This window comes from Burkholderia sp. Bp9015 (assembly GCF_003853505.1).
Lineage (GTDB): Bacteria > Pseudomonadota > Gammaproteobacteria > Burkholderiales > Burkholderiaceae > Burkholderia.
Genome location: NZ_QTPZ01000001.1, coordinates 342,175 through 368,465 on the forward strand (window position 1 = coordinate 342,175; position 26,291 = coordinate 368,465).

Here is a 26,291-nt window from a genome sequence, read left to right on the forward strand (position 1 = left end):
CCGCACGATGAAACCGGCTTCGCGTCGCGCCCGTCCCGCCGCCCGCCGCAGCGCATGGGCAGCCGTTGCGCTGCTCGTCGCCGGTTGCACGGTCGGGCCGGATTTCCGCACGCCCGACGCGCCGGCCACACGGCAATACACGCGCGATGACCCGCCGGTCACGACGGCCGCCGCCGGCGGCCCGGCCGGCGACGCGCAGACGTTCGCATCGGCCGCGCACACGCCGCAACAGTGGTGGACCGCGTTCGGCTCGGCACCGCTGAACCGGCTCGTCGATACCGCGTGGCACAACAGCCCGACGCTCGCCGAGGCCCGCGCGCGGCTCGACGAAGCGCGACAGAACCACGCGGCCGAAGCCGGCGCGACGATGCTGCCGCGCGTCGATGCGAACCTGTCCGCCACGCGCGAGAAGGTCGACATCACTGCATTCGGGCTGCCCGCCAACGTGCCGAATCCCGGGCCGTTCACGCTGTACGACGCGTCGGTGAGCGTGTCGTACGCGCTCGACGTGTTCGGCGGCAACCGGCGCGCGCTCGAGGCGTTGCGCGCCCAGGTCGACTATCAGGCGTACCTGCTCGACGCCGCACGCCTGACGCTCGCGGGCAACGTCGTCGCGACTGCGATCCTGCGCGCGTCGCTCGCGCAGCAGATCGCGCTCACGCGGCAGCTCGTCGACGCGCAAGCCCGGCAGTTGCGGATCGTCGACGCACGCTTCGCGGCGGGCGGCGTATCGCAGGCCGACGTGCATGCGCAGCGCACGCTGCTCGCGCAGACGCAGGCTTCGCTGCCGCCGCTCGCGGCCCGCTACGCGCAGGCCGGCCACCGGCTCGCGATCCTGCTGGGCGCGCCGCCGTCCGGTGCCGGGCTGCCCGACCTCGCGCTCGACGCGCTCACGCTGCCGCGCACGCTGCCGGTCGCACTGCCGTCGACGCTCGCGCGCGAACGCCCCGATATCCGCGCGGCGGAGGCCGTGTTGCACCAGGCGAGCGCGAACGTCGGCGTGGCGACCGCGAACCTGTATCCGCGTTTTTCGATTTCGGCGGGGATCGGTTCGGAACGCACGCGCATCGCGGATATCGTGAGCGGGCTGAATGTGTGGAATGTCGGCCTCGGCCTGACGCAGCCGCTCTTTCATGGCGGCGAGCTGCACGCGAGGAAGCGCGCGGCCGAAGCCGCGTACGACGCCGCGTTCGCGAGCTATCGGGAAACCGTGCTGCTGGCGCTCCAGCAGGTCGCCGACGCGATGCGCGCGGTCGAACACGATGCGACGGCGCTGCAAGCGCGGGACACGGCCGCACGGGAAGCGGCGGCAGGCAACGCGATCGCCGGCGACCGTTACGCGGCGGGCGGGATCAGCGCGTTCGCGCTGCTCGACGCCCAGCGGCAGGCATTGCAGACCGCGCTCGACCGCACGCGCGCGCAGGCCGACCGGCTGGCCGACACGGCGGCGCTGTTCCAGGCGCTGGCGGGGAACTGGATGGATGATGCGGCGCGGTGATCGACACGACGGCGTCGGCGCCGACCGGGCATTGCCGGCCTGCACGTCATGCACCGCATGAGCGGCACACTTGTCGGGCTCGACAGCCGTCGCCGCGCGCTTCCATTCGACGACCATCCATGACCGAACCCGCATACGCGCAACGCGTGCCGCAAATGGAAAAACCGGCCCGAAGGCCGGTTTTCGTACCGCAAGCCGTAAGCGGCGCTCGCGCGCCGCGCGGCATCAGAAGCGGTGGATCAGGCCGACGCCGGCCGCGATCTGGTTCTGCTTCGAACCTGCGCCCACGCCGTCGCCGATCGACGTCGTTGCATTGACGATGCCGCCGGTCAGGCCGCTGATCGTGTTGCCGGTAGCGTGCTGATACGCTTCAACCGCGTACAGGCCCGTGCGCTTCGACAGGCTGTAGTACTGCGACAGCGTGACCTGATGGTACTTGGCCGAGCTCGAGATGCCGTTCGACTGGGTCGCACGCGTGTACGAGTAGCCTGCCGCGAAGTCCCACTGCGGCGCTGCCTTCCAGTGCAGCACTGCGCCCGCCGTGTTGAAGATCGCCGTATTGTGGAATGCCGACAGGTTGCCCGGGATGTACTGGACGTTCGAGTACGACACCGAGATGTCCCACGCCGGCGTGAACTGGTAACCGGCCGTCACGGCGACACGTTGCTGCGACTGTGCCGTCTTGTAGCCGCCGTTGATCGACGACACGGCCTGCTCCGCACCGTTGCCGCTCGAATCCAGACCGTTTTGCGCGGTCGAGTTCGCGCCCCACACGCCGCCGCCGAGCGTCGCGTTGTTGATGCGCTGATAGCCAACCGCGATGCCTGCCGGGCCGTTCAGGTACTGGACCGCCGCGCTCCAGGTCGAGCCGCGGTTGAAGCTGCCTGCCACGCCGCCGAGCGAGTACGAACCGCCGACCGTGAAGCCGTAGAACTTCGGCGACATGTAGACGAGCGAGTTGTTCGCGCGGTAGCTGGTGTCGAGCGAGTCGATATCGCCCGGGTGCGCGCCGTAGTAACCGGTCAGCCAGGTCGTCGGGCTATACGGCGACAGCAGCGTGTAGTACGCGGTGTACTGGCGGCCGGCCGTCAGCGTACCGTACGTCGCGTTGGTCAGACCAACCCACGCCTGACGCGTGAAGATGCCGTTCGTCCATTGCGACGAGCCGTTGTTCGCGTTGAAGCCGGCTTCCAACTGGAAAATCGCCTTCGTGCCGCCGCCGAGGTCTTCGCTGCCCTTCAGGCCGAAGCGGCTGCCTGCCCAAATGCCGGTGGCCATCTGCACCTTCGAGTGACCGCCCGAAACCGCGCTGGTGGCCGACGAGTTGTTCTGCCAGGCGATAGCGTTATCGACGATACCGTACAGGGTCACGCTGCTCTGGGCGTGGGCTGCGGTAGCGGCTGCGAGACCCGCTGCCGTCATGGCGAAAGCGACGCGCTTTTTCATTGATTCTCCGTCCTCAAAGAATGATTTCTTTTCTGGTGTGGTTTTATGACTGACACATGTGCGAGTACATGCCGGTGCGATTCTGACGGATTACCAATCGTTTCCCAACATGTGCGGTCGGTCATCGTATGATCGACGCAACGCGGGGGTTCACCAAACGGTTACATAACACCTGAAAACGCTTACGCAGCGGGCCTTTCCGACATTTCCCGGTGAAAACCCTAGCTTTACATTTTTACTGGTGCATCGCGACCGTCCAATGTCGTCAGACGCCCTCGGCAACAACCTTCTTACGAATGCGCGAGCGCGGCTGACGCCGCGATTCACGCCGCCGCGCAGGATCGCTGACATTCATGACACCCACGTTTCGGGAAGCGAAATCGTGAAAACGTTTCAGTCCGCGTGCGGACCATCGGACGGGAGACGTGAGCGGCCCGGCGAACGCGGGCCGAGGGGCGATGCCGATGCAGGTCGCGCCACGCGCCGGCATCGTTCAGCGCGATTCAGCGCGCGGACGGCTGCGCGATCCGCGCGTTCACCGCGTCGACGAGCGCGGTGATCCGCGCACGGATCGCGGCGTTCGAACCGACGAGCGCGAGCGACGACGCCATGATCCGGTAGATCCGCTTGCGCGGCACCTTCGCCGGCGTCGCCGGATCGAGCCACGCATCGTGGCCGGCCAGCAGTTCGAGCGTTTCGAGGCCGATCATGATCGGCCACAGGCACGCGAGCCGCAGCCGCACGAAGCGGCGCGGAATCGCGAGCGTGTAGCGGCACGCGTCGCGATACTGGTCGAGCGTCACGCGCAGCAGGTCGACCAGCACGCCGCGCGCGCGCGCCGACGCATCGGGTGTCATCAGGTCGGCGACGCCGACGCCGTATGCGGCCAGCACGTCCTCCGGCAGATAGCAGCGGCCGATCCGCAGATCCTTCGCGCAGTCGCGCAGGATGTTGGTCATCTGCAGCGCCTTGCCGAAACGGATGCCCTTCTCGCGCATGTCCGGCACGTCCCAGCCGCGCGCGGCGCGCGTGTGCGCGCCGGTCATGTCGGTCCAGAATTCGCCGACGCAGCCGGCGACCAGGTACGTGTAGCGATCGAGCTCGGCACGGTTCGGCAGCGACGCGACGCGGCCCGACTGTTCGTCGGGGAACGTGCGCAGGTCGAATTCCATCCCCGACGTCAGCGTCGCGACGACCTTGCGGATCGATGCGCAGTCCGCATCCGGCTGCGCGCGCAGCAGCGCGAGCATCGGCTGCATCGAGCCGAGCAGCACGTGTTCGTGCGAATCCGTCTGCATCCGCGTCACGTCCTCGAGCGAGCGCGACAGCGCCGCGCCGTCGCCGAGCCGCTCGACTTCGTTCCGCAGGTCGGTCAGCAGCGCCGCGCGGCGATCCGGCGCGACCAGCGCCGTGTCGGCGATCGTGTCGGCCGCGCGCGCGAGCAGGTAGGCCAGGCCGACCGGGTCGCGCATGCCGTCGGGCAGCACGCGCAGCGTCAGGTAGAAGGAGCGGGAAACGTTCTTCAGCAGGTCGCCGAGCAGGTAGGCGGGATCGGTATGCGTCGTCATGGGTCGGTAAAAATCGGCCGGCGCGGGCCCCGGACGCACGCGGGCGCCGGGCGCCCGCGCCGGCCCGCGAGTCGCCGCATCGCCGTGCGCGGGCGGGTGTCGGCCCGGCGCGGCGATGCAAAAGTCCCGCAAGTTTAGTGCATCCGGCGACCACGCTCGCGATCCGTCCGACGAAGTGGGCGCGTGACCGCCGAACCGCGTCGGCGCGACGATCGCGGCGCCGGCTGGCGGCGACGGGCGGATCGCACCGTCTCGACCGCGACGTGTTCCCGCAATTCTCGCGCCTGACGCGACAACAAAACAGAAAGGCGCAAGTAATACATATGTAATGATCCGGTGCGACGATCGCGTCCCGTTCGCTCACGCGGCCCCGCATCGCCGGACCGCTTGCCCTTTCACCGACTTCCGTTCCGAAGGTTCATCGACATGCTCTTCCCGCGCCCGACCGCCCTGCGCTGCATCCCGTTCGCCTGTGCCGCCGCCGTCCTGCTTGCCGCCTGCGGCGGCGACGACGTCTCGGCGTCCGATTCCGCCCGGCCGATCTCCGCGAAGGTCCAGGTGGTCGGCCATCGCGGCGCGAGCGCGCTGCGCCCCGAGCACACGCTCGCGTCGTACCGCAAGGCGATCGAGGACGGCGCGGACGTGATCGAGCCCGACCTCGTCGCGACCCGCGACGGCGTGCTCGTCGCGCGCCACGAGAACGAGATCTCCGGCACGACGAACGTGTCGACGCTGCCGCAGTTCGCGAGCCGCAAGGCGACCAGGACGATCGACGGCACGCAGCTGACCGGCTGGTTCACCGAGGACTTCACGCTCGCCGAGCTCAAGACGCTGCGTGCCCGCGAGCGCATTCCGCAGGTGCGCCCGGCGAACACCGCGTACAACGACCAGTTCGAGATTCCGACCTTCGACGAGATCGTCGCGCTCGCGAAACAGATGTCCGCGCAGACCGGCCGCACGATCCACCTGTATCCGGAAACCAAGCACCCGACCTACTTCCAGTCGATCGGCCTGCCGCTCGAGGACCGTCTCGTCGACGCGCTGCAGAAGGATCCGTACACGGCGCGCACGGCGACCGTCTACATCCAGTCGTTCGAGGTCGCGAACCTGAAGGCGATCCGCAACCGGATCAAGTCGAGCCAGCCGAACTGGAAGCTCGTGCAGTTGATGGACGAAGCCGGCCAGCGTCCGTACGACTTCGTGAAAGCGAACGACAAGCGCACCTACGGCGACCTGTCGACGCGCGACGGGATGCGCGAGATCGCGTCCTATGCGAACGGCGTCGGCCCGTACAAGACGTCGATCATCGCGGTGGCCGCGGACGGCACGCTGCAGCAGCCGACGTCGTACGTGCGTGACGCGCACGCAGCCGGCCTCGTCGTGCATCCGTATACGTTCCGTCCGGAGAACAACTTCCTGCCCGCGTCGCTGAAGGACGGCGGTACACCGGCCACGCGCAACACCGCGGGCTCGGTGCGCGAGATCCAGGCCTACCTGCGCGCGGGCATCGACGGCTTCTTCACCGACGATCCGGCCGTCGGCCGCACGGCCGTCGATACGTTCAAGCGTTGAGCGCGCTGAACGTGCCGCATACGATGAGCCGCTGAACATCCGGCAACCGGGCGCGGCGCATCGCGTACCGCACGCCGGTTGCCGCGCCGTGGTCAGATCACGCGGAAGTGGTGCGTGCCGTCCCGCTTCAGCTGGTCGACCAGCCCGTATTCCCAGTCGAGATACGCCTGCATCGCGGCGGCCGCGTTGTCGGTGCCTTCGTACGGGCGCCGGTAGCGATCGACGCGCGGCGACGCGAGGCGTGTCTCGCCGTGCTCGAGCGGCAACCCCGCGTCGATCCATGCGGCCGTGCCGCCGGTCAGCACCGAGATCGCCGCGGAAGCCGGCAGCAAGGCGCGCGCGTCGTCCGCCGCGAACCGCGCGAGCAGGCTCGATCCGCACGTGAACACATAGCGCCGCGCCGGCGGAATCGCGGCGAGCGCGTCGCGCAACTGCGCGCGCACGACGAACCACGCGCCGGGGATATGGCGCTTCACGTAGTTCGCGCTGGCCGTCACGTCGACGATCGCGAGCTCGCCAGCGGCCGCCTCCTTCAGCCAGCCCGCGAGCGTCGCGGGCGACACCTCGCTCACCTGCGGCGTCGCGGGCACGTCGCGCGGCGGCTGGCCGCGCTCGGTGAACGCCGCCGTGCCGGCCGGCTCGAGCACCCGCACGTCCCAGCCCATCTGCGCGAGCCACGACGCGGTCATGTCCGCGCGCACGCCGTCGTCGTCGGCGAGCACGATCCGCGCGCCGCGCACGGCCGCGTGATGGTCGGTCTCCTGCACGAGCTGGCCGCCCGGCGTGCCCAGGAAGCCCGGCAGATGGCCGGCCTCGTATTCCTCCGGCGTGCGCACGTCGAAGCGGTACAGCGTGCGGCCCGGTTCGTCGAGCGCGGCGAGCTCCGCGAGCGCGATGCGCGGCACGCCCGCGCGCTCGGCCACCGCGCGCGCGGCGCGGCGTGCTTCCTCACGCTGCGCGGGTGCGATCTCGTCCGGAAAGCGTCGCGCGGCGCCGTGCTCGAGCGTCTGGCCGGCGAGCGTCCAGCCGATCGTGCCGTTGCGCAGTGCCGCGACCGGGTTCGGCACCCCCGCGTTGACGAGCGACTGCGTGCCGATGATGCTGCGCGTGCGGCCCGCGCAGTTCACCACCACCTGCGTTGCCGGATTCGGCGCGAGCGCGCGCACGCGCAGCACGAGTTCCGCGCCCGGCACGCTCGTCGACGTCGGGATGTTCATCGTCTGGTATTCGTCGAAGCGGCGCGCGTCGACGATCACGACGTCGGCCTTTTCATCGATCAGCGCCCGCACCTCCTGCGCGGACAGCGACGGCGTATGGCGCTCGGCCTCGACCCATTCGCCGAACGACTTGCTCGGCACGTTCACGTCGATGAACAGTTCGCCGCCCGCGGCGAGCCAGCCCGCGAGGCCGCCGTCGAGCAGCCGCACGTCGGTATAGCCGAGCTGCGCGAGTTTCTCGGCCGCGCGCGGCGCGAGATCCTCGCCGCCGGCTTCGCCGAACACGACGATCGGCGTGTCGCGGCGCGGAATGCGCGTCCATGCGTCGAGTTCGAGCTTCGACAGCGGAAAGTTGGCGGCCCACAGCGGGTGGCCCTGCGCGTAGGGATCTTCCTCGCGCACGTCGATCAGCGCGATTTCGTCGCGGGCCAGCAGGCGCGCGCGTACGTCCTGGTACGACGCGACGGGGAAACGGGGAGTGGAATCAACGGATTGCGTCACGATGTCTCTGTCGGATTCTGTTGGAGTCGGTGAAGAAAGCACACGGAAAACGGATGCAGCTCGATGCCCGCGGGCGCGCCCTCGCAACGGGGCGCCCGCGACTTGCGGCGTCACGCGTCCGGTCACGCATTCGAATAGCCGGACACGAACGGCTTCACGGTGCCGTCGTCGAGGAACACCGCACGTTCGACCTGGCCGATGTTCGCGCCGTACACGTGGATGCTGATCGACACCTGGTCGTCGAACGCGTTGGTCACGCGATGGACGTCGCCGATGCGCGGCGACACGGCCTCGACGTCGCCCGGCTGCAGCCGTACCGCGTCGCCCGCCGGCACCGGCCTGCCGGCCGCGTCGAGCCGGTACGGTTGCGAAAACTCGCCGCCGCGCAGCATCCCGATCAGACCCCACACCGTGTGGTTGTGGATCGGCGTCGTCTGGCCGGGCCCCCACACGAAGCTGACGACGGAAAACCGCGCGCCGGGATCGAGATGCAGCAGGTACTGGCGGTAACGCTCGGGATCGGGCTGCGCGAACGCGTCGGGCAGCCAGTCGTCGTGCGCGACGAGCGCGGCCAGCAGCGCGCCGCCCTCGTCGAGGATGCGCGCCTCGTTCGCGCCGGACGCGAGCAGCGCGCCCAGCCCGTCGACGAACGGACGCAGCGGCGTCTGCTGCAACGAAAGCGTACTCATCGGCTGCCTCCTCGAATATGATGCCGAATATGATGGATCGTCATGATGCACCCGAAATACCATGCAGAACAAACATGAAAATTAGCGATATCGATGCTTTTGCAGCGGTCGTTCGCGGCCAGACGCTGAGCCAGGCCGCGGCCGAGCTCGGCATGACGCAGCCCGCGATCACGCGGCGCGTGCAGAACCTCGAGGAGGCGCTCGGCGTCACGCTGCTCGACCGCAACACGAAGCCGCCGCGCCCGACCGACATCGGCCTGCAGGTGTTCGAGCAGTGCCGCGCGATCCTGCGCGAAGTCGACGCGCTGCGCGAACTGACGGCCGGCCAGCGGCCGCCCGCCGGCGAATTCCGCGTCGGCCTCACGCAAGGGCTCGGCGAGCTGATGCTGCCCGGCCTGATCGCGCAGCTCGCCGCGCAATGGCCGGCGCTCGCCACGCAGGTCACGACCGCGTGGGGCGGCATGCTCGTCGAACGCGTCGCGCACCGCGAACTCGACGCCGCGCTGGTGTTTCTGGCCCGCGAGATGGTGCTGCCGCCGCAGGTCGAAGGCGAGCGGCTGCTGGCCACGCGGCTCGTCGCGGTCGGCCGCAAGGGCGACTGGCCGCGCCGCAGCTACCGGCTCGCCGACTGCCATGCGCGCGGCTGGGTGCTCAATCCCGACGGCTGCGGCTTTCGTGCGGGGCTGCGCCGCGCGCTCGACGCGCAGGGGCTGCCGATGCCGGTCACGCTCGACGCCTACGGCCGCGACCTGCAATTGCAGAGCGTCGCGAACGGCTTCGGGATCGGGCTGATGCCGCTGCCGCTCGTCGAAGGCAGCCCGCTGCGCGACGCGGTCGACATCGTCCCGCTCGCCGATTTCAAGCCGCAGATCGATCTGTGGCTGCTGCACCGGCAGGACGCCGCGCGCTTCAAGGCGCCGCTCCTGGCCGTGGCCGCGCATGCGCGCACCGCGTTTGCGCTGCCGGCGGATGCGGCCGGGCACGACGAAGCCGCTTGACCACGCGCGACGGCGCCTGCGCGGCGGCGTTGCGTTTGCGTTTGCGTTTGCGTCGGCCTTTGCGTTGGCCTTTGCGCCCACCATCCCGCCGCCCCGCTCACGCATCGCTGTTGCGCCCGGATGCCGGCGCGTCGCGTGACGTTCCGCCCGCTTCCGCGTTCGCGGCAGCGCGTCGCGCCGCCGCGTCGAGCACGGCCCGTCCGGCGGCCACCGCGATCGCATCGTCCTGCGGCGTATGCACGCGGCTGCACAGCACGTCGCGATAGTGGCGTTCGAGCGGATTGTGGCGGCTCAGCCCGTGATTGCCCGACAGCTTCAACGCATGCTCGACCGTGCGGATCGCCTGTTCCGTCACGGTCCGCTTGACGAGGCCGCTCGTCGTCACCGTCGGCGGGTCGCCCGCATCGGTGCGCGCGATGTGCTCGTCGAGCAGCACGCGGTTCGCATGCAGCCACCCCTCGATCTCGCCGACGGCCTCCTGCACGCGCGGCAGCGTCGCGAGCGGCGCACCGAGCCCGCTCGGCGCGCGCGTCGTCGCGAAATCGAGCAGCCAGTCGCGCGACGCGCGGGCGACCGCGTCGTAGAGGCTGCCGAGCAGCGCGACCATCCAGGCCTGCTGGTCGGCCTGCGCATCGACATCCGCATGACTCGCGGCCGACACGGCCCACGCATCGGGCGCGCGCACGTCCACCGCATGATCCGCGGGCAGCCGCACGTCGTCGAACACCACCTCGTGACTGCCCGATGCGCGCAGGCCCAGGTGATTCCAGCTTTCGATCACGCGGATGCGCGCATCGACTTCCGTGTCGCGCTCGCGCCGCACGAGGAACACGCCGACGCGCGGCTCGGGTTCGTCCGTGCGGGCCCACACGGCCAGCCAGCGCAGCGCAGGAATGCCGGTGCTGTACAGCTTGTGGCCGGACAGCCGCCAGCCGTCGCCGTCGCGACGCGCGATCGTTTCGGGCAGGCCGCCGCGCGACGGCGAACCGAGCGCCGGCTCGACGCGCAGCGCGTTGATCAGCGCGCCGTCGGCAACCGCGCTGTCGAACACCGCACGCCGCAGGCGCGCGGGCCAGCGGTTGTCCGCGCGGCCGAGCGCGCGATGCTGCAGATAGGTCATCGTCAGCACCAGCGCGGTCGCCGGATCGGCGCGCGCGACCGCGGCCACGATCCGGCTCGCCTGCGCGAGCGTCGCGCCCGCGCCGCCGTGCTCGCGCGGCACGACCTGCGCGATCAGCCCGGCGCGATGCAGCCGCGCGAAATTCTCGTGCGGGAAACGGCCGTCGACGTCGTTGCGGGCGGCGTCAGCCGCGAGTTCGGGCGCGAGACGCGCGAGCAGCGCGGTAACGCGCGCATCGTCGGCAGGCAGGTGGCGCAGCGACGACTGGGACGACTGCGGCGATAGCTGCGATAGCGGCGAGGAAGCGGCAAGGCTGGCGGACATCGGTACGGATTCCCTCGGTGACTGGGTAACGGGATAAAACGTCGTGGCGAAGATCGCTCGGCGAATGGCGGCGGTGGCTCGTGGAGACGGCGGCGATCGGCGCTGGATTCGCCGGGGGCGCGTGGCGTGGATCCGAGGTGCTCGCGCACGCATCCGCCGCACACCTCTGCCTTCGACCCGAGCCGCTGCTTCCGAACCCGATGCCGATCCGGCTCCCGTCGTGTTGATCCGGCGCGCAAGCCCCGCTCGACACGCAGCCGGCGCCCCGTCCGGCCCGATCGTGAGCCCATAGCGTATGCGCAACGCACACGCGCCCAAACCATGCAAATCTGATATTCAATTCGGGATTGATTATTTCCGTTCCGCATGATCCCGGCGGTAATCTGCGCTCCATTCCCGCCCGGCCGGCCCTCGCTGGCCGCGCCGGGCCGTCCTTGCATCGGAGACCCAGATGAGCGTCGAATTCATCGGCATGATCCAGAGCCAGAAGCAGTCGGAAATCCATCCGCCTGCCGGCCCCGTCGTCGACCCCGACTACGTGCGCGACTTCGCCCGCGCCCACGAAACGGCCGGCTTCGACCGGATCCTCGTCCCGCACCACTCGACCGGCCCGTCGGCGACGCTGACGATCGCGTTCGCCGCCGCGGCGACCGAGCGCATCCACTTCATGCTCGCGCATCGCCCCGGCTTCACCGCGCCGACGCTCGCCGCGCGGCAGATCGCGACGCTCGACCAGTTCAGCCGCGGCCGGCTCGCCGTGCACTTCATCTCCGGCGGCTCGGACAGCGAGCAGCAGCGCGACGGCGATTTCCTCGACCACGACGCACGCTACGCGCGCACCGACGAATACCTCGGCATCCTGCGCCGCATCTGGACCGACACGCAGCCGTTCGATCACGACGGCGCGCACTACCGCTTCACGCAGGGTTTTTCGGAAGTGAAGCCGTTCCAGAAGCCGCACGTGCCGATCTACTTCGGCGGCGCCTCGGAAGCGGCGCTGGAAGTCGCCGGGAAGCACGCGGACGTCTATGCGCTGTGGGGCGAATCGCTCGACCAGGTGCGCGACCTGACGACGCGCGTGCGCGCCGAAGCCGCGAAGCACGGCCGGCAGGTGCGCTTCTCCGTGTCGTTCCGGCCGATCCTCGCGGCGACCGAAGACGAAGCCTGGGCGCGCGCGCACCGGATCCTCGACGAAACCCGCCGGCTGCGCGAAGCGGCCGGCCTCGCCACCGGCGGCCCGCAGCAGAGCGAAGGCGCGCGGCGCCTGCTCGCCGCGGCCGAACGCGGCGCGCGCGTCGACAAGCGGCTGTGGACCGAGATCGCGAAGCTCACCGGCGCGCGCTCGAATTCGACCGCGCTGGTCGGCACGCCCGAACAGGTCGCCGACGCGCTGCTCGACTACTACGACCTCGGCGTGACGACGTTCCTGATTCGCGGCTTCGATCCGCTCGAAGACGCGATCGACTACGGCCGCGAACTGATTCCGCGCGTGCGCAGCGCCGTCGCGGCACGCGACGCGGCGCGCCGCGCGGCCTGACGCACGGGGAGATGCCGACCATGTCCGCCGTCCTGTCTTCGTCCTCGCCCGTGCGCACCGCGTCGGGCCTCGTCCTCGCCGACACGCCGCGCCAGCATTTCTGGTTCGATCCGCCCGCGCCGCGCTTCGACGTCGCCGCCGAGCGCCGCCACCGGCAGGAGCGGCTCGCGGCCGCGTTCCGCCTGTTCGCGCGCTTCGGCTTCGCGTCGGGCCTCGCCGGCCACATCACCGCGCGCGACCCGGAACTGCCCGACCACTTCTGGGTGAATCCGCTCGGCGTGCATTTCTCGCAGATCAAGGTGTCGGACCTGCTGCTCGTCAATTCGCGCGGCGAAACCGCGATCGGCAACCGGCCGCTGAACAAGGCCGCGTTCGCGATCCACGCGGCGATTCACGACGCGCATCCGCACCTCGTCGCGGCCGCGCATACGCATTCGACCTACGGCAAGGCGTGGTCGACGCTCGGCCGCCCGCTCGACCCGCTGACGCAGGACGCGTGCGTGTTCTACGAGGACCACGCGCTGTTCGACGACTTCACCGGGATGGTCGTCGATACGAGCGAAGGCGCGCGGATCGCGGATGCGCTCGCGAAGCCCGACGGCACCACGCACAAGGGCGTGATCCTGAAGAACCACGGCATCCTGACGGCCGGCCCGACGGTCGAGGCCGCCGCGTGGTGGTACATCGCGCTCGACAACGCCGCGCACACGCAGCTGCTGGCCGAAGCGGCCGGCACGCCGCAACCGATCGATCATGCGACCGCGCGACACACGCACGGCCAGATCGGCGGCCCCGACGGCGCATTGCACGCGTTCGACAGCCTGTTCGCGCGCGTCGTCGCCGACGAACCCGACCTGCTCGACTGAGCGCCCGCCGCACGACCGGAACCGGAGACCACACCATGACCAAAACCACCGCACCCGCGCCGACCGGCGCCCATGACGACAAGCGCCGCCGGCTGCTGCGCGCGGCCGGGGCCGCCGCGCTCGCCGCACCGGCGATCACGCTCGGCCGCAAGGCCTGGTCGGCGCCGCCGCTGAAGAAGCTCACGTTCGCGTGGAACCAGAACGCGTTCTGCCTGACGCCGATCGTCGTCGCGCAGGAGAACGGCTTCTTCGAGAAGAACGGGCTGAAGGTCGAACTGATCAACTACAGCGGATCGACCGACCAGCTGCTCGAATCGATCGCGACCGGCAAGGCCGATGCCGCGGTCGGGATGATCCACCGCTGGCTGAAGCCGCTCGAAGCCGGCTTCGACGTGAAGATCATCGGCAGCTCGCACGGCGGCTGCGTGCGGCTGCTCGGGTCGAAGACCGCGGGCGTGACGACCCTGCAGGCGCTGAAGGGCAAGACGGTCGGCGTCAGCGATCTCGCGGCGCCCGGCAAGCATTTCTTCTCTATCCTGCTCGCGAAGAACGGCATCGATCCCGAACGCGACATCACGTGGCGGCAGTATCCGGCCGACCTGCTCGGCGTCGCGGTCGACAAGGGCGAGATCCAGGCCATCGCCGACGGCGACCCGAACCTCTATCTGCTCGAGAAGCGCAGCAACGGCGCGTACACCGAACTCGCGACGAACCTGTCCGGCGAATATGCGCGCAAGGTGTGCTGCGTGATCGGCGCGCGCGGCGACCTCGTGCGCAACGACCGGCCGGCGGCCGCCGCACTCGCGCGCTCGATCGTGCAGGCCACCGAGTACACGCACGACAACCCGAACGAAGCCGCGAAGGCATTCGCGAAGTATTCACCGAAGATCAACCCCGACGACCTGCGCAAGCTGTACGCGACGCTGACCTACTCGCACCATCCGACCAACGTCGACCTGCAGCAGGAAATCGCGTTCTACGCGGACGACTTCCGCCGCATCAGCGTGCTGAAGAAGAGCACCGACCCGCAGCGCTTCGCGCAGCAGGTCTATGCGAACGTGCTGGGGTGACGCGATGTCGACGATCGAACACGCGTCCGCCGCGCGCACCGCGTCCACCTCGGGCAATGCCGCCACCGCGGCGGCGCCCGCGACTGCCGCGTCCCGTCCCGCGTGCACGGCCTGCGACGCGACGCTCGCGGCCGAAGCCCGCCGGGCACGCAGCTGGCCGACCGGCGTCGTCGCGGCGCTCGCGTGGGCCGCGCTCGGCGCGGTGACCTACGTGTGGCCGAACCGCGTCGTCGGTTTCACCGACTGGGCGTACACCGACACGTTCGGCATCGCCGCGTGGGCGATCGGCGCGCTGCTGCTGGCCGCCGCGACGCTCGGCCATCGCGTGCCGGCCACGCGTGCGCGGCTCGCCCGCGTGCGCCCGGCCGGCCCGTGGCTCGTCGCGCTGCCGCTCGTGCTCGCCGTGTGGGAAGTCGTCACGGCCAAGACCGGCTGGCTGCCGACGCCGTTCTTCGCGCCGCCGCAGGCGCTGATCGAGGTCTACGCCGACGACTGGCCGCGCCTTGCCGGCAGCGCCGGCAACACGCTGAAGCTGCTTTCCCTCGGGTTTGCGTACGGCGTCGCGGTCGGGTTCGCGGTCGGCGTATCGATCGGCTGGTCGCGCCGCATCGGCTACTGGGTGCATCCGGTGCTGCGCGTGCTCGGCCCCGTGCCGGCCACCGCGCTGCTGCCGCTCACGTTCTACTTCTTCCCGACGAGCTATTCGGCCGCCGCGTTCCTGATCGCGCTGTCGACCGGCTTCCCGGTCGCGGTGCTGACGTGGTCGGGCGTCGCGAGCGTAAACCGGCAGTACTACGACGTCGCGCGCACGCTCGGCGCGAACGCGCGCTTCCTCGTGTTGCGCGTCGCGATTCCGGCCGCGCTGCCGCACGTGTTCGTCGGCATCTTCATGGGGCTGAGCGCGTCGTTCACGGTGCTGGTCGTCGCCGAGATGATGGGCGTCAAGTCGGGGCTCGGCTGGTACCTGAGCTGGGCGCAGGGCTGGGCATCGTACGTGAACATGTATGCGGCGCTGATCGTGATGGCGCTGCTGTTTTCCGGGCTGATCGCGCTGCTGTTCGCGGTGCGCGACCGTGTGCTCGCGTGGCAGAAAGGAACCGTCAAATGGTAAGCGCCGCCGTTCTCGAATCGTCCGTTGCCACGCCGCCCGCCGCGCTCGACGCCACGGCGCCGCGCGGCGCGCGCATCGACATCCGCCGCGTGAGCCATGCGTTCGACGGCCCCGGCGGCCCGCTGCCGGTGCTCGACGACGTCACGCTGTCGGTCGCGGCCGGCGAATTCGTCGCGCTGCTCGGCCCGAGCGGCTGCGGAAAATCGACGCTGCTGCGGCTCGTCGCGGGCCTCGACGCCGCACGGCAAGGCACGATCGCGCAGGACGGCACGCCGATCGAGCGGCCCGATCCGTCGCGCATCGTCGTGTTCCAGGATCCGACGCTCTACCCGTGGCGCCGCGTGCGCGCGAACGTCGCGCTCGGCCTCGAAGCGCGCGGCGTGGCCCGCACGTCGCAGCATCGCGTCGACGATGCGCTCGCGCGCGTCGGGTTGCAGGAATTCTCGAACGTGTTTCCGCATCAGCTGTCGGGCGGGATGGCGCAGCGTGTCGCGCTCGCCCGCGCGCTCGTCAACGATCCACGCCTGCTGATCCTCGACGAACCGCTCGGCAAGCTCGATTCATTGACGCGGCTGACGATGCAGGCCGAGTTGACCGCGCTGTGGCAACGCGACGGGTTCTCCGCGCTGCTCGTCACGCACGATGTCGAGGAAGCGCTGTTTCTCGCGCAGCGCGTGATCGTGTTCGGGCCGCGGCCCGCACGCATCGTCGCGGAACTGCGTGTCGACCTGCCGTATCCGCGCCATCGCGGCGACCCGCGTCTCGCCGAACTGCGTCACGAAGCGCTGCGGCATCTCGGACTCGATGCGAGCTGGTAGATGCGCAGTGCCTTTCGCAGGATGGCCGGTGCGCGGCAAGGGCCGCGCCGATGAACGCGCCGCCGTTCGCCGACTGGGCACTCCTGTTCCTGCAACTGCTGTATCGCGCACAGATCGCGTTGGCCCGGGTGCTGCATGCGATCGGCCTGACCGGCAATGCCGACGGACAGGCCGCGTGGCCCTGGGCACACCGCATCGCGCTCGAAACGCTGCGCATCGACGCGGGGCTCACGCGACAGCTTGCATTCGCCGTCGCAATGACCACGCTCGCCGCGGCGCTCGGCTGCATCGCACTCGTGTCGCGCAAGTGGCGGGCGGCAGCGGCGATCGCCGCGCTGGCCGTCGCGTGGTTCGCGCCGTGGCCGCCGGCGTCGCTGTGGCTCGCGCCGGCGGCGCCCACGAGTTTCCAGCGCAGTCCCGCCGCGTTTTCCGTCGTGAACCTGATGCGCGGCGCGCATCTGTATGCGCAGCATTGCGCAGCCTGTCACGGCGCGGACGGCCGCGGCGAGGGCCCGCTCGCGGCGAGCCTCGCGCATTGGCCGCCGACCTTCGCGGGCGCACTGCTTGCCCGCCGGCTCGACGGCGAACTGTATTGGCGCATGCGCCACGGTACGCGCGACGCGCGCGGCGCGGCTTCGATGCCGGGCTTTGCCGCGACGCTCGGCCCGGCGGACACCTGGGCCGTGCTCGATTACCTGAAAGCGCTGTCGGCCGGCAGCGGCGCGCAGGCGGAAGGGGCGTGGCCCGTGCCCGTTCCGCTGCCGGCGCTCGACGTGCGCTGCGGCAGCGCCGCGCCGCAACCGCTCGAGCGCTGGCGCGAAGGCCAGCGTGTGCGCATCGTCGCGCTCGCGCCGGGCGGCACGCCGCCTCGGGAAGACCCGCGCTGGCAGACGCTGCTCGTCACCGCCGGCGATCCGTCCACGCCGCCACCGCCGGTCGGCACGCGCGCGAACTGCGTCGCATCGACGCCCGATGCATGGCAAGCGTTCGCGACGATTGCCGGCGTGCCGCCCGCTGCGTTCGGCGGCACGCAACTGCTTGCCGACCGGCGCGGCTGGCTGCGGGCGCGCGCGTTGCCGGGCAGCGCGGGCTGGTCGGCCGACGACTTGCTGTGCCGCTCCGATGCCGCGGCGCGAGCGCCGGCCGACGCCGCGAACGTCGATCCGCTGACCGCGCTGCTGCTGCGCGTGGACGCTGAACCCGTACGCGACGTGCAGGCCGGGCTCCCGCATTGAATCCCTGAACCGTTTTCCCGACGAACCGAACTTCACGATGAATCCGACCCGACGCCACTTCCTCGCGCAAGCGAGCGCCCTCGCCGCCGCCACCCTCGCCGCCGCGCCGGCCACGCTGCATGCGCAATCGGACGCGCGGCCGCTGCTGCGTGCCGGCGACCAGAAAGGCGGCCTGCGCGCGCTGCTCGAAGCGGCCGGCGAACTGAACGGCCTCGCGTACGACATCGCATGGACCGAATTCCCGGCCGCCGCCCCCCTGGCCGAAGCGCTGAACGCGGCGGCCGTCGACTGCGGGCCGATCGGCGACGCGCCGGTGATCTTCGCGCTCGCCTCGGGCGCCCGCATCAAGGTGATCGGCGCGAACCGGTCCGACCCGTACGGCACCGCCGTGCTCGTGCGGCCCGACGCGACGCTGAAGGACGCCGCAGACCTGAAAGGCAAGCGCATCGGCACCACGCGCGGCTCGATCGGCCATTTCGTCACGTTGAAGGCGCTCGACGCGGCCGGCCTGCCGTCCGACGCCGTCTCGTTCCGCTTCCTGCCGCCGGCCGACACGATGCTTGCGCTCGCAACCGGTTCGATCGATGCGTGGGCGACGTGGGAACCCTATACGGCCCTCGCGGAAACGAGCGGCCGCGCGCGCGTGCTCGTCAACGGCCGCGGCCTGTGGTCGGGCTTCAGCTACATCGCGGCGACCGACGCGGCGATCGCGTCGAAGCGAGAGGTGCTGCACGACTTCCTGCAACGGGTGGTGCGCGCGCAGGTCTGGTCGTACCGGCACGTCGACGCGTATTCCGCGGCACTCGCGCGCATCATCGGCATCCCGCCGGCGGCGGCGAAGCTGCAGTTCGAGCGCCGCAACACGCGCTGGCAGCCGATCGACGCGACGGTGATCGCCGGGCAGCAGCGCACGGCCGACTTCTACCTGAAGGCCGGGCTGCTGCGCCAGCCGCTCGACGTGCGCACGACCTTCGACCTCGGCTTTCCGCTGGCGTGACCGGTCGCGGCCGTGCGGCGGCCGGCCACCGCCCAAACGGCTTTCGCACGATCTGGCACAATCGCGATTCGACCATCCTGCCCATGTCAGCCAGCGTCATGCCAGCCATCTCCGAACTCTTTGTCTACCCGATCAAATCCTGCGCCGGCATCGTGCTGTCGCGCGCGCAACTGCTCGAAACGGGCCTCGCGTACGATCGCCACTGGCTGATCACCACCCCGGACGGGATGATGATCACGCAGCGCACGCACCCGCGCCTCGCGCTGATCCGCACCGCGCTCGAGCACGACGCGCTCGTGCTGAACGCGCCGGGCATGCCCGAGATCCGCACGCCGCTCGACGGCGACGCGACGCCGGCCACGCCGAAGATGGCCGCGACCGTCTGGCGCGACACCGTCGACGCGATCGACACGGGCGCCGCGACAGCCGCATGGCTCACCGAATTCCTCGGCACGCCGCTGAAGCTCGCGCGCTTCGGCGCGGATGCGCGCCGCGGCTGCAACCGCAAATGGACCGGCGACATCGACACGCACACGCAGTTCGCGGACGGCTATCCGCTGCTCGTGATCGGCCAGTCGTCGCTCGACGACCTGAACGCGAAGCTCGTCGCGAAAGGCGCGCCGGCGATTCCGATGAACCGCTTCCGCCCGAACATCGTCGTGTCGGATCTCGATGCGTACGAAGAGGATTTCGTCGAGCATCTCGACGCCGAAGGCGACACACCCGTGCGGCTGCGCCTCGTGAAGCTGTGCACGCGTTGCCCGATGCCGACGATCGACCAGGTGACCGGCGCGCCGAACCCGGCGTGGCCGCACGAGCCGACCGACACGATGCAGACGTATCGCGCGAATCCGAACTACGACGACGCGCTGACCTTCGGCATCAATGCGATCGTGGTCGAAGGCGCGGGAGCCTGGCTGGAGGTCGGGCAATCGCTCGAGGCGGAGATCGGATTCGGCGATTGAGCGACTGAGCGGGGCGGCGGACGGCGCGTCGTATGCATCGCCGCCGAGGGCGATGCGTCGAAGACATCCGCCGCGACGTTGCCGGCGCGCCCACCTCCCTCCCTCGGAGATGCCGCTCGCCGCCATTCGCTCACATTCGCCGCGATTCTCCGCGACCAAGCGAACCAGCCCTTCTACTGCGCCGCCGCCGGCACCGTCGGCAACATCACCGTCACGATCAACCCGCCTCCCGCCGCATCGGCCAGCGTCACGCTGCCCTGATGCACGCGCGCGATCTCGCGCACGATCGACAGCCCGAGCCCCGTGCCTTCGACCGTCTGCGTCTTGCTGCCGCGATGGAAACGCTCGAACACCGCGTCGCGTTCGCCGGCCGGAATGCCCGGCCCGTTGTCGATCACGTCGAGCCGCGCATGGTCGCCATCGCGCGACACGCGCACCGTGATCACCGCGCGGTCGCCCGAATAACGAATCGCGTTGTCGATCAGGTTGCCGATCAATTCGCCGAGCAGGTCCGGTTGGCCGAGCACGTCGACATCCGCCTCGTGCTCGAAGCCGAGATCGATGTCGCGCGCGCGCGCGACCGGCGACCAGTCGAGCGTCACGCTGCGCGCGAGCCGGTGAAGCGCGACCGGCTGGTGCGCGACCGCCTGGCCGCTGTCCGAATCGAGCCGCGACAGCGACAGCAGCTGCTGGACGATCTTCACGGCCTGCCGCACCGCGCCGTTCACGCGCCGCAGATGCACGTTCACGCGCGGCTGCTCGTCCGGCCGCAACGCCAGCTCGACGCCGGCCTGCACCGCCGCGAGCGGGGTCTTCAGCTGATGGGCCGCGTCCGCGAAGAAACGCCGCCGCGCGACCTGCATCCGCTGCGTGCGGCCGATGTACTGGTTGATCGACTCGACGAGCGGCGCGAGTTCGCTCGGCATGCCGCCGGTATCGAGCGGCGTCGGATCGCCGTCGCTGCGCGCGGCGACCGTCGCCGACAGCCGGTTCAGCGGCCGCAGCCCGCGCCCGACGCCGAGCCACACGATCCCGAGCGCGAGCACGACGAGCAGCCCCTCCTGCAGCAGCGAGCCCATCAGGATCTCGCGCGCGAGCGCCTGGCGCGCCTCGATCGTCTCGCCGACCATCACCCACACGATGCGCGTCTGCGCGGTCGGCACGTCGTGCACCGGCACGCGCAGCGCGGCCATGCGCAACTGCTCGCCGCGATAGACGACGTTGTAGTAGCGCGTGACGAACAGCGTGCCGTCGCCCTGCGGCAGCGGCAGGTCCGGATAGCCGGTGATCGTGCGGCCGTTGTCCTCGCGGATCAGGTAATAGATCTTGCCGCCGTCGCCCGACTCGAACATTTCGAGCGCGAGATACGGCAGGTCGACCTCGATCTCGCCCTCGTTGAACCGCACGCCTTCGCGGATCGACTTCAGCGACGACGACAGCGTGCGGTCGAACGCGACGTGCGCGGCGCTCATCGCGCGCTGGTACGTGAGCCACGAGTCGAGCGCGAGCAGCCCGAGCAGCGGCAGCAGCAGCCACAGCGCGACCTGCGCGCGCAGGTTCGGGCGTGTCACCATGCTGCCCGCCGGGCTGCACCGACCAGCGTGGCGGAAAACGCGTGCGGCCTCGCTCCGCGCCCGTGCAGCCGGCCGGCTTTGCCAGGCCGGCCGCGGATGGCTGGCGCGCCCGCGGCAAGCAGCGAACGTGCCGATCCCGCGCAGCGCTTTGGCGCGTACCGCGGCCCCATGCAAAGAAGGCAAGCCCGGCGGTGATTCATCCGGCCGCCTTCGCTTCGAGCAAGTATCCGAGGCCGCGCAGCGTGACGATCGCGACACCGGTGTTCTCCAGTTTCTTGCGCAGCCGGTACACGTAGATCTCGATCGCATCCGCGTTGACCGACTCGTCGAGCCCGAAGATCTTCTCCGACAGCGTCTCCTTGTTGATCGCGCGGCCGTTGCGCAGGACCAGCACCTCCAGCACCGAGCGCTCGCGCGGCGTGAGCGGCAGCGGTTCGCCGGCGAGGTGGAAGCTGCGGTCGATACTGTCATACGAAAGCGGCCCGCACTCGACCCGCGAATGCTCGTGGCCGAGGCTGCGCCGGATCAGCGCGCGGGCGCGCGCCTCCAGCTCGGTCAGCTCGAACGGCTTCGCGAGGTAATCGTCGGCGCCGAGATCGAGCCCCTTCACGCGGTCCTCGACCGAGCCGTGCGCGGTGAGGATCAGCACCGGCACCGGATTGCGGCGCGCGCGCAGCCGCCGCAGCACCTCGAGCCCGTCGAGCTTCGGCAGCCCGAGATCGAGTATCACCAGCGCGTAGTCCTGCGTGCGCAGCACGTGATCCGCCGCCTCCCCGTCCGCCATGTGATCGACCGCGAAGCGCGCGGCACTCAGCGCGTCGTTCAACGACTGCGCAAGGTTCGGGTTGTCTTCGACGAGCAGCACACGCATGGGGACCTCGGGAAATCCATGACACAAAGGACACTATTGTGAACCGAAATGAAAGCAGGCTGAAAGTGCCTCGCAATTAACATCCGCGTCACTCGAACAACACACACGCATAACTGGAGGAAGACATGCCGTTTGCACCGAAGCAGCTCGCCGCCGCGCTGGCGATCGTCCTGGGCACCGCCGCCGGCGCCGCCACCGCGCAGGTTCCGGCCGGGTATCCGGGTAACTACCAAGGTGTCGTCGACGCCGCGAAGAAGGAAGGCAAGCTGATCGTCTACTCGACGACCGACACGGGCCTCGTGCGCCCGCTGATCAAGGACTTCGAAAGCCTGTATGGCGTGAAGGTCGAGTACAACGACATGAACAGCACCGAGCTGTACAACCGCTACATCAGCGAGAACGCCGCGAGCAGCACCAGCGCCGACGTGCTGTGGAGCTCGGCGATGGACCTGCAGGTCAAGCTCGTCAACGACGGCCTGATGACGTCGTACGATTCGCCGGAAAGCGCGAACGTGCCGCAATGGGCGCAATACCAGAAGCAGGCGTACGGCACGACGTTCGAGCCGCTCGCGATCGTCTACAACAAGCGGCTGATTCCCGAGAACGAGGTGCCGAAAACGCGCACCGACCTGATCAAGCTGCTCACGTCGCAACCCGACAAGTTCAAAGGCAAGCTGACGACGTACGACGTCGAGAAATCCGGCGTCGGCTTCAACGCGCTGACGCAGGACGCGCACCTGAACGAGAAGGTCACGTGGGAGCTCGTGAAGGCGATCGGCGCGACCGGTCCGAAGCTGCAGTCGAGCACCGGCGCGATGATGGAGCGCATCTCGTCGGGCGAGAACCTGATCGGCTACAACATCATCGGCTCGTATGCGTACGCGAAGGCGAAGAAGGACAAGTCGATCGGCTACGTATTCCCGAAGGACTACACACAAGTCGTGAGCCGCCTGGCCACGATCTCGAAGAAGGCGAAGAACCCGAACGCCGCGAAGCTGTGGGTCGACTACCTGCTGTCGAAGCGCGGCCAGACGCTGATCGCGAACCAGGCGAACCTGTACGCGATTCGCACGGACGTGACCGGCGAAACGTCGGCCGCGAGCCTCACGAAGGAACTCGGCGATTCGCTGAAGCCGATCCCGATCGGCACCGGCCTGCTCGTCTATCTGGACCAGTCGAAGCGGCTCGCGTTCCTGAAGCAATGGCAGCAGGCGATCAAGAGCTGATCCACTGATCGGCTTCGGCCGACCGACGGCCGCCCGCCGCACGCCGCGCGGGCGGCCCCCTTCCCCTTACCGACTTCCTAGAGGCGGCCATCCGGATGGCCGCAGGGGCGAACTCATGCTTTCAACCAGCACACGCGGAGCGGCGCCGGCCGTTCCGCCCACCACCGGCCAGGGTGGCGCGATTCCCGCGCTGCAGGTCAGCAACCTGCAGCCGCTCGCCGGCATGCTGCGCTGGATCGTCGTCGCGGTGCTCACCGTCGCGGTCGCGCTGCCGCTCGGCTTCATCCTGTTCCAGAGCCTGCTGTCCGCGCCGTTCTTCGACGCGAACAAGACGCTCGGCGTCGAAGGCTTCCGCTTCATCTTCACCGACCCGGACTTCTGGTCGGCCGTGAAGAACTCGTTCATCATCGCCGGCGGCATGCTGTTCATCTCGATCCCGCTCGGCGGCATCCTCGCGTTCCTGATGGTGCGCACCGACCTGCCCGGCCGCCGCTGGCTCGAGCCGCTGCTGCTCACGCCCGTGTTCGTGTCGCCGATGGTGCTCGCGTTCGGCTACGTGGTCGCGGCCGGCCCGGTCGGCTTCTATTCCGTTTGGTTCAAGGAACTGTTCGGGGTGCATAACGTACCCTGGAACGTGTACTCGATCTTCGCGATCACGATGATCGTCGGCCTCACGCACGTGCCGCACGTGTACCTGTACTCGTCGGCCGCGCTGCGCAACCTCGGCTCGGACGTCGAGGAAGCGGCGCGCGTGACGGGTGCGCGGCCGTTCCGCGTCGCGCTCGACGTGAGCCTGCCGATGACGATGCCCGCGCTGCTGTTCGCCGGCGTGCTCGTGTTCTTCCTCGGCTTCGAGGTGTTCGGGCTGCCGCTCGTGCTCGGCGATCCGGAAGGCCACCTCGTGCTCGCGACCTACCTGTACAAGCTGACCAACAAGCTCGGCGTGCCCTCGTATCACCTGATGGCCGCGGTCGCGGTGTGCATCGTCGCGATCACGTTCCCGCTCGTGCTGCTGCAGCGCCGCCTGCTGAAGACCGCGAACCGCTTCGTCACGGTGAAGGGCAAGGCCGGCCGTGCGACGGTGCTGCCGCTCGGCGTATGGCGCTGGGTCGCGCTCGCGATCGTCGCGCTGTGGCTGATGCTGACGGTGATCGTCCCGATCTCGGGCATCGTGCTGCGCGCGTTCGTGACCAACTGGGGCGAAGGCGTCGCGCTCGCCCAAGCGCTGACGCTGCAGAACTTCATCGAGCTGTTCGAGCAGGACAACCTCGTGCGCGCGATCGTCAACACGCTCGGCATCGGCGTGATCGGCGGTGCGCTCGCGATCGGCTTCTACTCGCTCGTCGCCTTCGCCGGCCATCGCCGCAACGACTGGGCGACGAAACTGCTCGACTACCTCGTGCTGCTGCCGCGCGCGGTGCCGGGCCTGCTCGCCGGTCTCGCGTTCCTGTGGATCTTCCTGTTCGTGCCGGGCCTGCGCGAGCTGAAGAACTCGATGTGGAGCATCTGGATCGCATACACGGTCGTGTGGCTCGCATACGGGATGCGGCTCATCCAGAGCGCGCTGCTGCAGGTCGGCCCGGAACTCGAGGAAGCCGGCCGCAGCGTCGGCGCGACGCGCAGCCGCGTGTCGCTCGACGTGACGCTGCCGCTCGTGCGCTTCGGCCTGCTCGCCGCGTGGCTGCTGATCTTCATGATCTTCGAGCGCGAATACTCGACCGCCGTCTATCTGCTGTCGCCCGGCACCGAAGTGATCGGCGCGCTGCTCGTGTCGCTGTGGGCGACCGGCGCCGTCGACCAGGTTGCCGCGCTCTCTGTCATCAACATCGCGATGGTCGGCGCCGGTCTCGGCGTGGCCCTGCGCTTCGGAGTGAAACTTCATGGATAAGCTCATCGTCGACGACCTGCATCTCAGCTATGGCGCCAACCCGATCCTCAAGGGCGTGTCGTTCGAACTGAAGGCCGGCGAAGTCGTGTGCCTGCTCGGCGCGTCGGGCAGCGGCAAGACCACGCTGCTGCGCGCGGTGGCCGGCCTCGAACAGCCGTCCGACGGGCGCATCCAGCTCGACGACCGCGTGTTCTTCGACGGCGCGCGGCACGTCGACCTGCCGGTCGAACAGCGTTCGCTCGGCCTCGTGTTCCAGTCGTACGCGCTGTGGCCGCACCGCACCGTCGCCGACAACGTCGGCTACGGGCTCAAGCTGCGCCGCGTGGCGCCGGCCGAACAGAAGCGCCGCGTGCAGACCGCGCTCGACCAGCTCGGCCTCGGCCACCTCGCCGAGCGCTTTCCGCATCAGCTGTCGGGCGGCCAGCAGCAGCGTGTCGCGATCGCGCGTGCGCTCGTCTACAACCCGCCGGTGATCCTGCTCGACGAGCCGCTGTCGAACCTCGACGCGAAGCTGCGCGAGGAAGCGCGTGCGTGGCTGCGCGAGCTGATCGTGTCGCTCGGGCTGTCGGCGCTCTGCGTGACGCACGACCAGACCGAAGCGATGGCGATGTCCGACCGCATCCTGCTGCTGCGCAACGGCCGCATCGAACAGGAAGGCACGCCGGCCGAGCTGTACGGCGCGCCGCGCTCGCTGTACACGGCCGAATTCATGGGCAGCAACAACCGCATCGACGCGCGCGTCGCGGCCGTCGACGGCGAACGCGTGACGCTCGCCGGCGACGGCTGGGAGCTGCAGGCGCTCGCCCGCGACACGTTCGCGCCGGGCCAGGACGCGCAGGCCGTGATCCGCCTCGAACGCGTGCAGGTCGCCGACGGCCCGGGCGCGAACCGGCTGCAGGCCGACCTCGTCACGTCGATGTATCTCGGCGACCGCTGGGAATACCTGTTCCACTGCGGCGAGATGCGCCTGCGCGCGTTCGGCCACGTGCCGCGCGCGGCCGGCAAGCACTGGATCGAATTCCCGACCAACGACTGCTGGGCGTTCGCGAAAGCCGGCTGACCCGCTTCGCGGCGGCTCATGTGCCTCCGCGCGTGCATTCAACATGCTTTTGCGACTCGAATCGGCGGACGCCTCATGGCGTCCGCCGATGGCGCACCGAGTACGCGTTTTCCGTTTCGACCAACCCACAACAACCAAGG

Annotated in this window: 21 protein-coding genes; 14 read left to right on the forward strand and 7 right to left on the reverse strand. The window is 69.7% G+C overall.

Going from position 1 to position 26,291, the window contains the following annotated elements; translation table 11 throughout:
- The first annotated feature begins 7 nt into the window (after window positions 1-7).
- The gene (locus DIE12_RS01505) at window positions 8-1,498 is read left to right on the forward strand and encodes an efflux transporter outer membrane subunit (RefSeq protein WP_124519546.1); all 1,491 of its coding nucleotides are present in this window, start codon (window positions 8-10) and stop codon (window positions 1,496-1,498) included.
- 225 nt (window positions 1,499-1,723) lie between these two features.
- Here DIE12_RS01505 and DIE12_RS01510 read toward each other — a convergent pair whose 3' ends face one another.
- The gene (locus DIE12_RS01510; RefSeq protein ID WP_044842995.1) at window positions 1,724-2,944 is read right to left on the reverse strand and encodes a porin; all 1,221 of its coding nucleotides are present in this window, start codon (window positions 2,942-2,944) and stop codon (window positions 1,724-1,726) included.
- Between the two features lie 503 nt (window positions 2,945-3,447).
- Complete coding sequence (locus tag DIE12_RS01520; protein WP_124484928.1) at window positions 3,448-4,512, reverse strand: phytoene/squalene synthase family protein; 1,065 nt, start codon at window positions 4,510-4,512, stop codon at window positions 3,448-3,450.
- Between the two features lie 426 nt (window positions 4,513-4,938).
- On the opposite strand from DIE12_RS01520, the gene DIE12_RS01525 reads away from it, so the two are divergent.
- Window positions 4,939-6,084, forward strand: coding sequence for a glycerophosphodiester phosphodiesterase (locus DIE12_RS01525; RefSeq protein ID WP_044842993.1), 1,146 nt, complete (start codon window positions 4,939-4,941; stop codon window positions 6,082-6,084).
- 92 nt (window positions 6,085-6,176) lie between these two features.
- On the opposite strand, the gene DIE12_RS01530 is transcribed toward DIE12_RS01525, so the two are convergent.
- Window positions 6,177-7,802: a rhodanese-related sulfurtransferase gene (locus DIE12_RS01530; protein WP_124519549.1), complete on the reverse strand. Its 1,626-nt coding sequence runs from the start codon at window positions 7,800-7,802 to the stop codon at window positions 6,177-6,179.
- A 122-nt stretch (window positions 7,803-7,924) separates the two neighbouring features.
- Complete coding sequence (locus DIE12_RS01535) at window positions 7,925-8,491, reverse strand: cysteine dioxygenase (RefSeq protein WP_124519551.1); 567 nt, start codon at window positions 8,489-8,491, stop codon at window positions 7,925-7,927.
- 74 nt (window positions 8,492-8,565) lie between these two features.
- Here DIE12_RS01535 and DIE12_RS01540 point away from each other — a divergent pair, with 74 nt between their 5' ends.
- Window positions 8,566-9,489 carry a LysR family transcriptional regulator gene (locus DIE12_RS01540; protein WP_124519553.1) on the forward strand — a complete coding sequence of 308 codons (924 nt, stop codon included), beginning with the start codon at window positions 8,566-8,568 and terminating at the stop codon, window positions 9,487-9,489.
- Window positions 9,490-9,586: 97 nt separating this feature from the next.
- On the opposite strand, the gene DIE12_RS01545 is transcribed toward DIE12_RS01540, so the two are convergent.
- A complete protein-coding gene (locus tag DIE12_RS01545; RefSeq protein WP_124519555.1) occupies window positions 9,587-10,933 on the reverse strand; it encodes an acyl-CoA dehydrogenase family protein in 1,347 nt (448 codons plus the stop codon).
- 451 nt (window positions 10,934-11,384) lie between these two features.
- Between DIE12_RS01545 and DIE12_RS01550 the strand changes: the two genes are divergently transcribed.
- The 8 genes from DIE12_RS01550 (at window position 11,385) to DIE12_RS01585 (ending at window position 19,532) form a co-directional block, all read left to right on the forward strand.
- The gene (locus DIE12_RS01550; RefSeq protein WP_044842988.1) at window positions 11,385-12,470 is read left to right on the forward strand and encodes an LLM class flavin-dependent oxidoreductase; all 1,086 of its coding nucleotides are present in this window, start codon (window positions 11,385-11,387) and stop codon (window positions 12,468-12,470) included.
- 20 nt (window positions 12,471-12,490) lie between these two features.
- Complete coding sequence (locus tag DIE12_RS01555; protein WP_124484933.1) at window positions 12,491-13,336, forward strand: class II aldolase/adducin family protein; 846 nt, start codon at window positions 12,491-12,493, stop codon at window positions 13,334-13,336.
- A gap of 35 nt (window positions 13,337-13,371) precedes the next feature.
- Window positions 13,372-14,406 carry an ABC transporter substrate-binding protein gene (locus tag DIE12_RS01560; RefSeq protein WP_124519557.1) on the forward strand — a complete coding sequence of 345 codons (1,035 nt, stop codon included), beginning with the start codon at window positions 13,372-13,374 and terminating at the stop codon, window positions 14,404-14,406.
- A 4-nt stretch (window positions 14,407-14,410) separates the two neighbouring features.
- Window positions 14,411-15,517: an ABC transporter permease gene (locus tag DIE12_RS01565; protein WP_124519558.1), complete on the forward strand. Its 1,107-nt coding sequence runs from the start codon at window positions 14,411-14,413 to the stop codon at window positions 15,515-15,517.
- Window positions 15,511-16,335 (forward strand): ABC transporter ATP-binding protein, encoded by an 825-nt coding sequence (locus DIE12_RS01570; protein WP_124484935.1) that lies wholly within the window; start codon window positions 15,511-15,513, stop codon window positions 16,333-16,335. The genes DIE12_RS01565 and DIE12_RS01570 overlap by 7 nt, the downstream gene beginning before the upstream one ends.
- A 50-nt stretch (window positions 16,336-16,385) precedes the next feature.
- Window positions 16,386-17,570: a cytochrome c gene (locus DIE12_RS01575; protein WP_124519559.1), complete on the forward strand. Its 1,185-nt coding sequence runs from the start codon at window positions 16,386-16,388 to the stop codon at window positions 17,568-17,570.
- 37 nt (window positions 17,571-17,607) lie between these two features.
- Window positions 17,608-18,567 carry an ABC transporter substrate-binding protein gene (locus DIE12_RS01580; protein ID WP_124519560.1) on the forward strand — a complete coding sequence of 320 codons (960 nt, stop codon included), beginning with the start codon at window positions 17,608-17,610 and terminating at the stop codon, window positions 18,565-18,567.
- Between the two features lie 98 nt (window positions 18,568-18,665).
- On the forward strand, window positions 18,666-19,532 hold the full coding sequence (locus DIE12_RS01585; RefSeq protein WP_124519562.1) for an MOSC domain-containing protein: 867 nt from the start codon (window positions 18,666-18,668) through the stop codon (window positions 19,530-19,532).
- Window positions 19,533-19,705: 173 nt separating this feature from the next.
- Here the strand turns inward: DIE12_RS01585 and DIE12_RS01590 are convergent, their stop codons facing one another.
- Window positions 19,706-21,106, reverse strand: a complete 1,401-nt coding sequence (locus DIE12_RS01590) for a sensor histidine kinase (protein WP_124519563.1) — start codon at window positions 21,104-21,106, stop codon at window positions 19,706-19,708.
- A gap of 196 nt (window positions 21,107-21,302) precedes the next feature.
- Window positions 21,303-21,977, reverse strand: coding sequence for a response regulator (locus DIE12_RS01595; RefSeq protein WP_124519565.1), 675 nt, complete (start codon window positions 21,975-21,977; stop codon window positions 21,303-21,305).
- 125 nt (window positions 21,978-22,102) lie between these two features.
- On the opposite strand from DIE12_RS01595, the gene DIE12_RS01600 reads away from it, so the two are divergent.
- The 3 genes from DIE12_RS01600 to DIE12_RS01610 all read left to right on the forward strand — a co-directional run bounded on the left by DIE12_RS01600 (window position 22,103) and on the right by DIE12_RS01610 (window position 26,151).
- Window positions 22,103-23,203, forward strand: a complete 1,101-nt coding sequence (locus DIE12_RS01600) for an ABC transporter substrate-binding protein (RefSeq protein WP_044842979.1) — start codon at window positions 22,103-22,105, stop codon at window positions 23,201-23,203.
- Window positions 23,204-23,318: 115 nt separating this feature from the next.
- The gene (locus DIE12_RS01605; RefSeq protein ID WP_124519567.1) at window positions 23,319-25,091 is read left to right on the forward strand and encodes an iron ABC transporter permease; all 1,773 of its coding nucleotides are present in this window, start codon (window positions 23,319-23,321) and stop codon (window positions 25,089-25,091) included.
- Entirely contained in the window at window positions 25,084-26,151 is a 1,068-nt protein-coding gene (locus DIE12_RS01610) for an ABC transporter ATP-binding protein (protein ID WP_059450179.1), read from the forward strand. The genes DIE12_RS01605 and DIE12_RS01610 overlap by 8 nt, the downstream gene beginning before the upstream one ends.
- Window positions 26,152-26,291 lie beyond the last annotated feature (140 nt).

Excerpts from the sequence above, each read along its gene's own strand:
- DIE12_RS01595 (WP_124519565.1), bottom strand. The coding sequence starts at position 21,977 with ATGCGTGTGCTGCTCGTCGAAGACAACCCGAACCTTGCGCAGTCGTTG.
- DIE12_RS01550 (WP_044842988.1), top strand. The coding sequence starts at position 11,385 with ATGAGCGTCGAATTCATCGGCATGATCCAGAGCCAGAAGCAGTCGGAA.
- DIE12_RS01525 (WP_044842993.1), top strand. The coding sequence starts at position 4,939 with ATGCTCTTCCCGCGCCCGACCGCCCTGCGCTGCATCCCGTTCGCCTGT.
- DIE12_RS01585 (WP_124519562.1), top strand. The coding sequence starts at position 18,666 with ATGCCAGCCATCTCCGAACTCTTTGTCTACCCGATCAAATCCTGCGCC.
- DIE12_RS01545 (WP_124519555.1), bottom strand. The coding sequence starts at position 10,933 with ATGTCCGCCAGCCTTGCCGCTTCCTCGCCGCTATCGCAGCTATCGCCG.
- DIE12_RS01575 (WP_124519559.1), top strand. The coding sequence starts at position 16,386 with ATGAACGCGCCGCCGTTCGCCGACTGGGCACTCCTGTTCCTGCAACTG.
- DIE12_RS01540 (WP_124519553.1), top strand. The coding sequence starts at position 8,566 with ATGAAAATTAGCGATATCGATGCTTTTGCAGCGGTCGTTCGCGGCCAG.
- DIE12_RS01520 (WP_124484928.1), bottom strand. The coding sequence starts at position 4,512 with ATGACGACGCATACCGATCCCGCCTACCTGCTCGGCGACCTGCTGAAG.
- DIE12_RS01605 (WP_124519567.1), top strand. The coding sequence starts at position 23,319 with ATGCTTTCAACCAGCACACGCGGAGCGGCGCCGGCCGTTCCGCCCACC.
- DIE12_RS01535 (WP_124519551.1), bottom strand. The coding sequence starts at position 8,491 with ATGAGTACGCTTTCGTTGCAGCAGACGCCGCTGCGTCCGTTCGTCGAC.
- DIE12_RS01510 (WP_044842995.1), bottom strand. The coding sequence starts at position 2,944 with ATGAAAAAGCGCGTCGCTTTCGCCATGACGGCAGCGGGTCTCGCAGCC.
- DIE12_RS01555 (WP_124484933.1), top strand. The coding sequence starts at position 12,491 with ATGTCCGCCGTCCTGTCTTCGTCCTCGCCCGTGCGCACCGCGTCGGGC.
- DIE12_RS01590 (WP_124519563.1), bottom strand. The coding sequence starts at position 21,106 with ATGGTGACACGCCCGAACCTGCGCGCGCAGGTCGCGCTGTGGCTGCTG.
- DIE12_RS01565 (WP_124519558.1), top strand. The coding sequence starts at position 14,411 with ATGTCGACGATCGAACACGCGTCCGCCGCGCGCACCGCGTCCACCTCG.
- DIE12_RS01505 (WP_124519546.1), top strand. The coding sequence starts at position 8 with ATGAAACCGGCTTCGCGTCGCGCCCGTCCCGCCGCCCGCCGCAGCGCA.
- DIE12_RS01570 (WP_124484935.1), top strand. The coding sequence starts at position 15,511 with ATGGTAAGCGCCGCCGTTCTCGAATCGTCCGTTGCCACGCCGCCCGCC.
- DIE12_RS01600 (WP_044842979.1), top strand. The coding sequence starts at position 22,103 with ATGCCGTTTGCACCGAAGCAGCTCGCCGCCGCGCTGGCGATCGTCCTG.
- DIE12_RS01610 (WP_059450179.1), top strand. The coding sequence starts at position 25,084 with ATGGATAAGCTCATCGTCGACGACCTGCATCTCAGCTATGGCGCCAAC.
- DIE12_RS01580 (WP_124519560.1), top strand. The coding sequence starts at position 17,608 with ATGAATCCGACCCGACGCCACTTCCTCGCGCAAGCGAGCGCCCTCGCC.
- DIE12_RS01560 (WP_124519557.1), top strand. The coding sequence starts at position 13,372 with ATGACCAAAACCACCGCACCCGCGCCGACCGGCGCCCATGACGACAAG.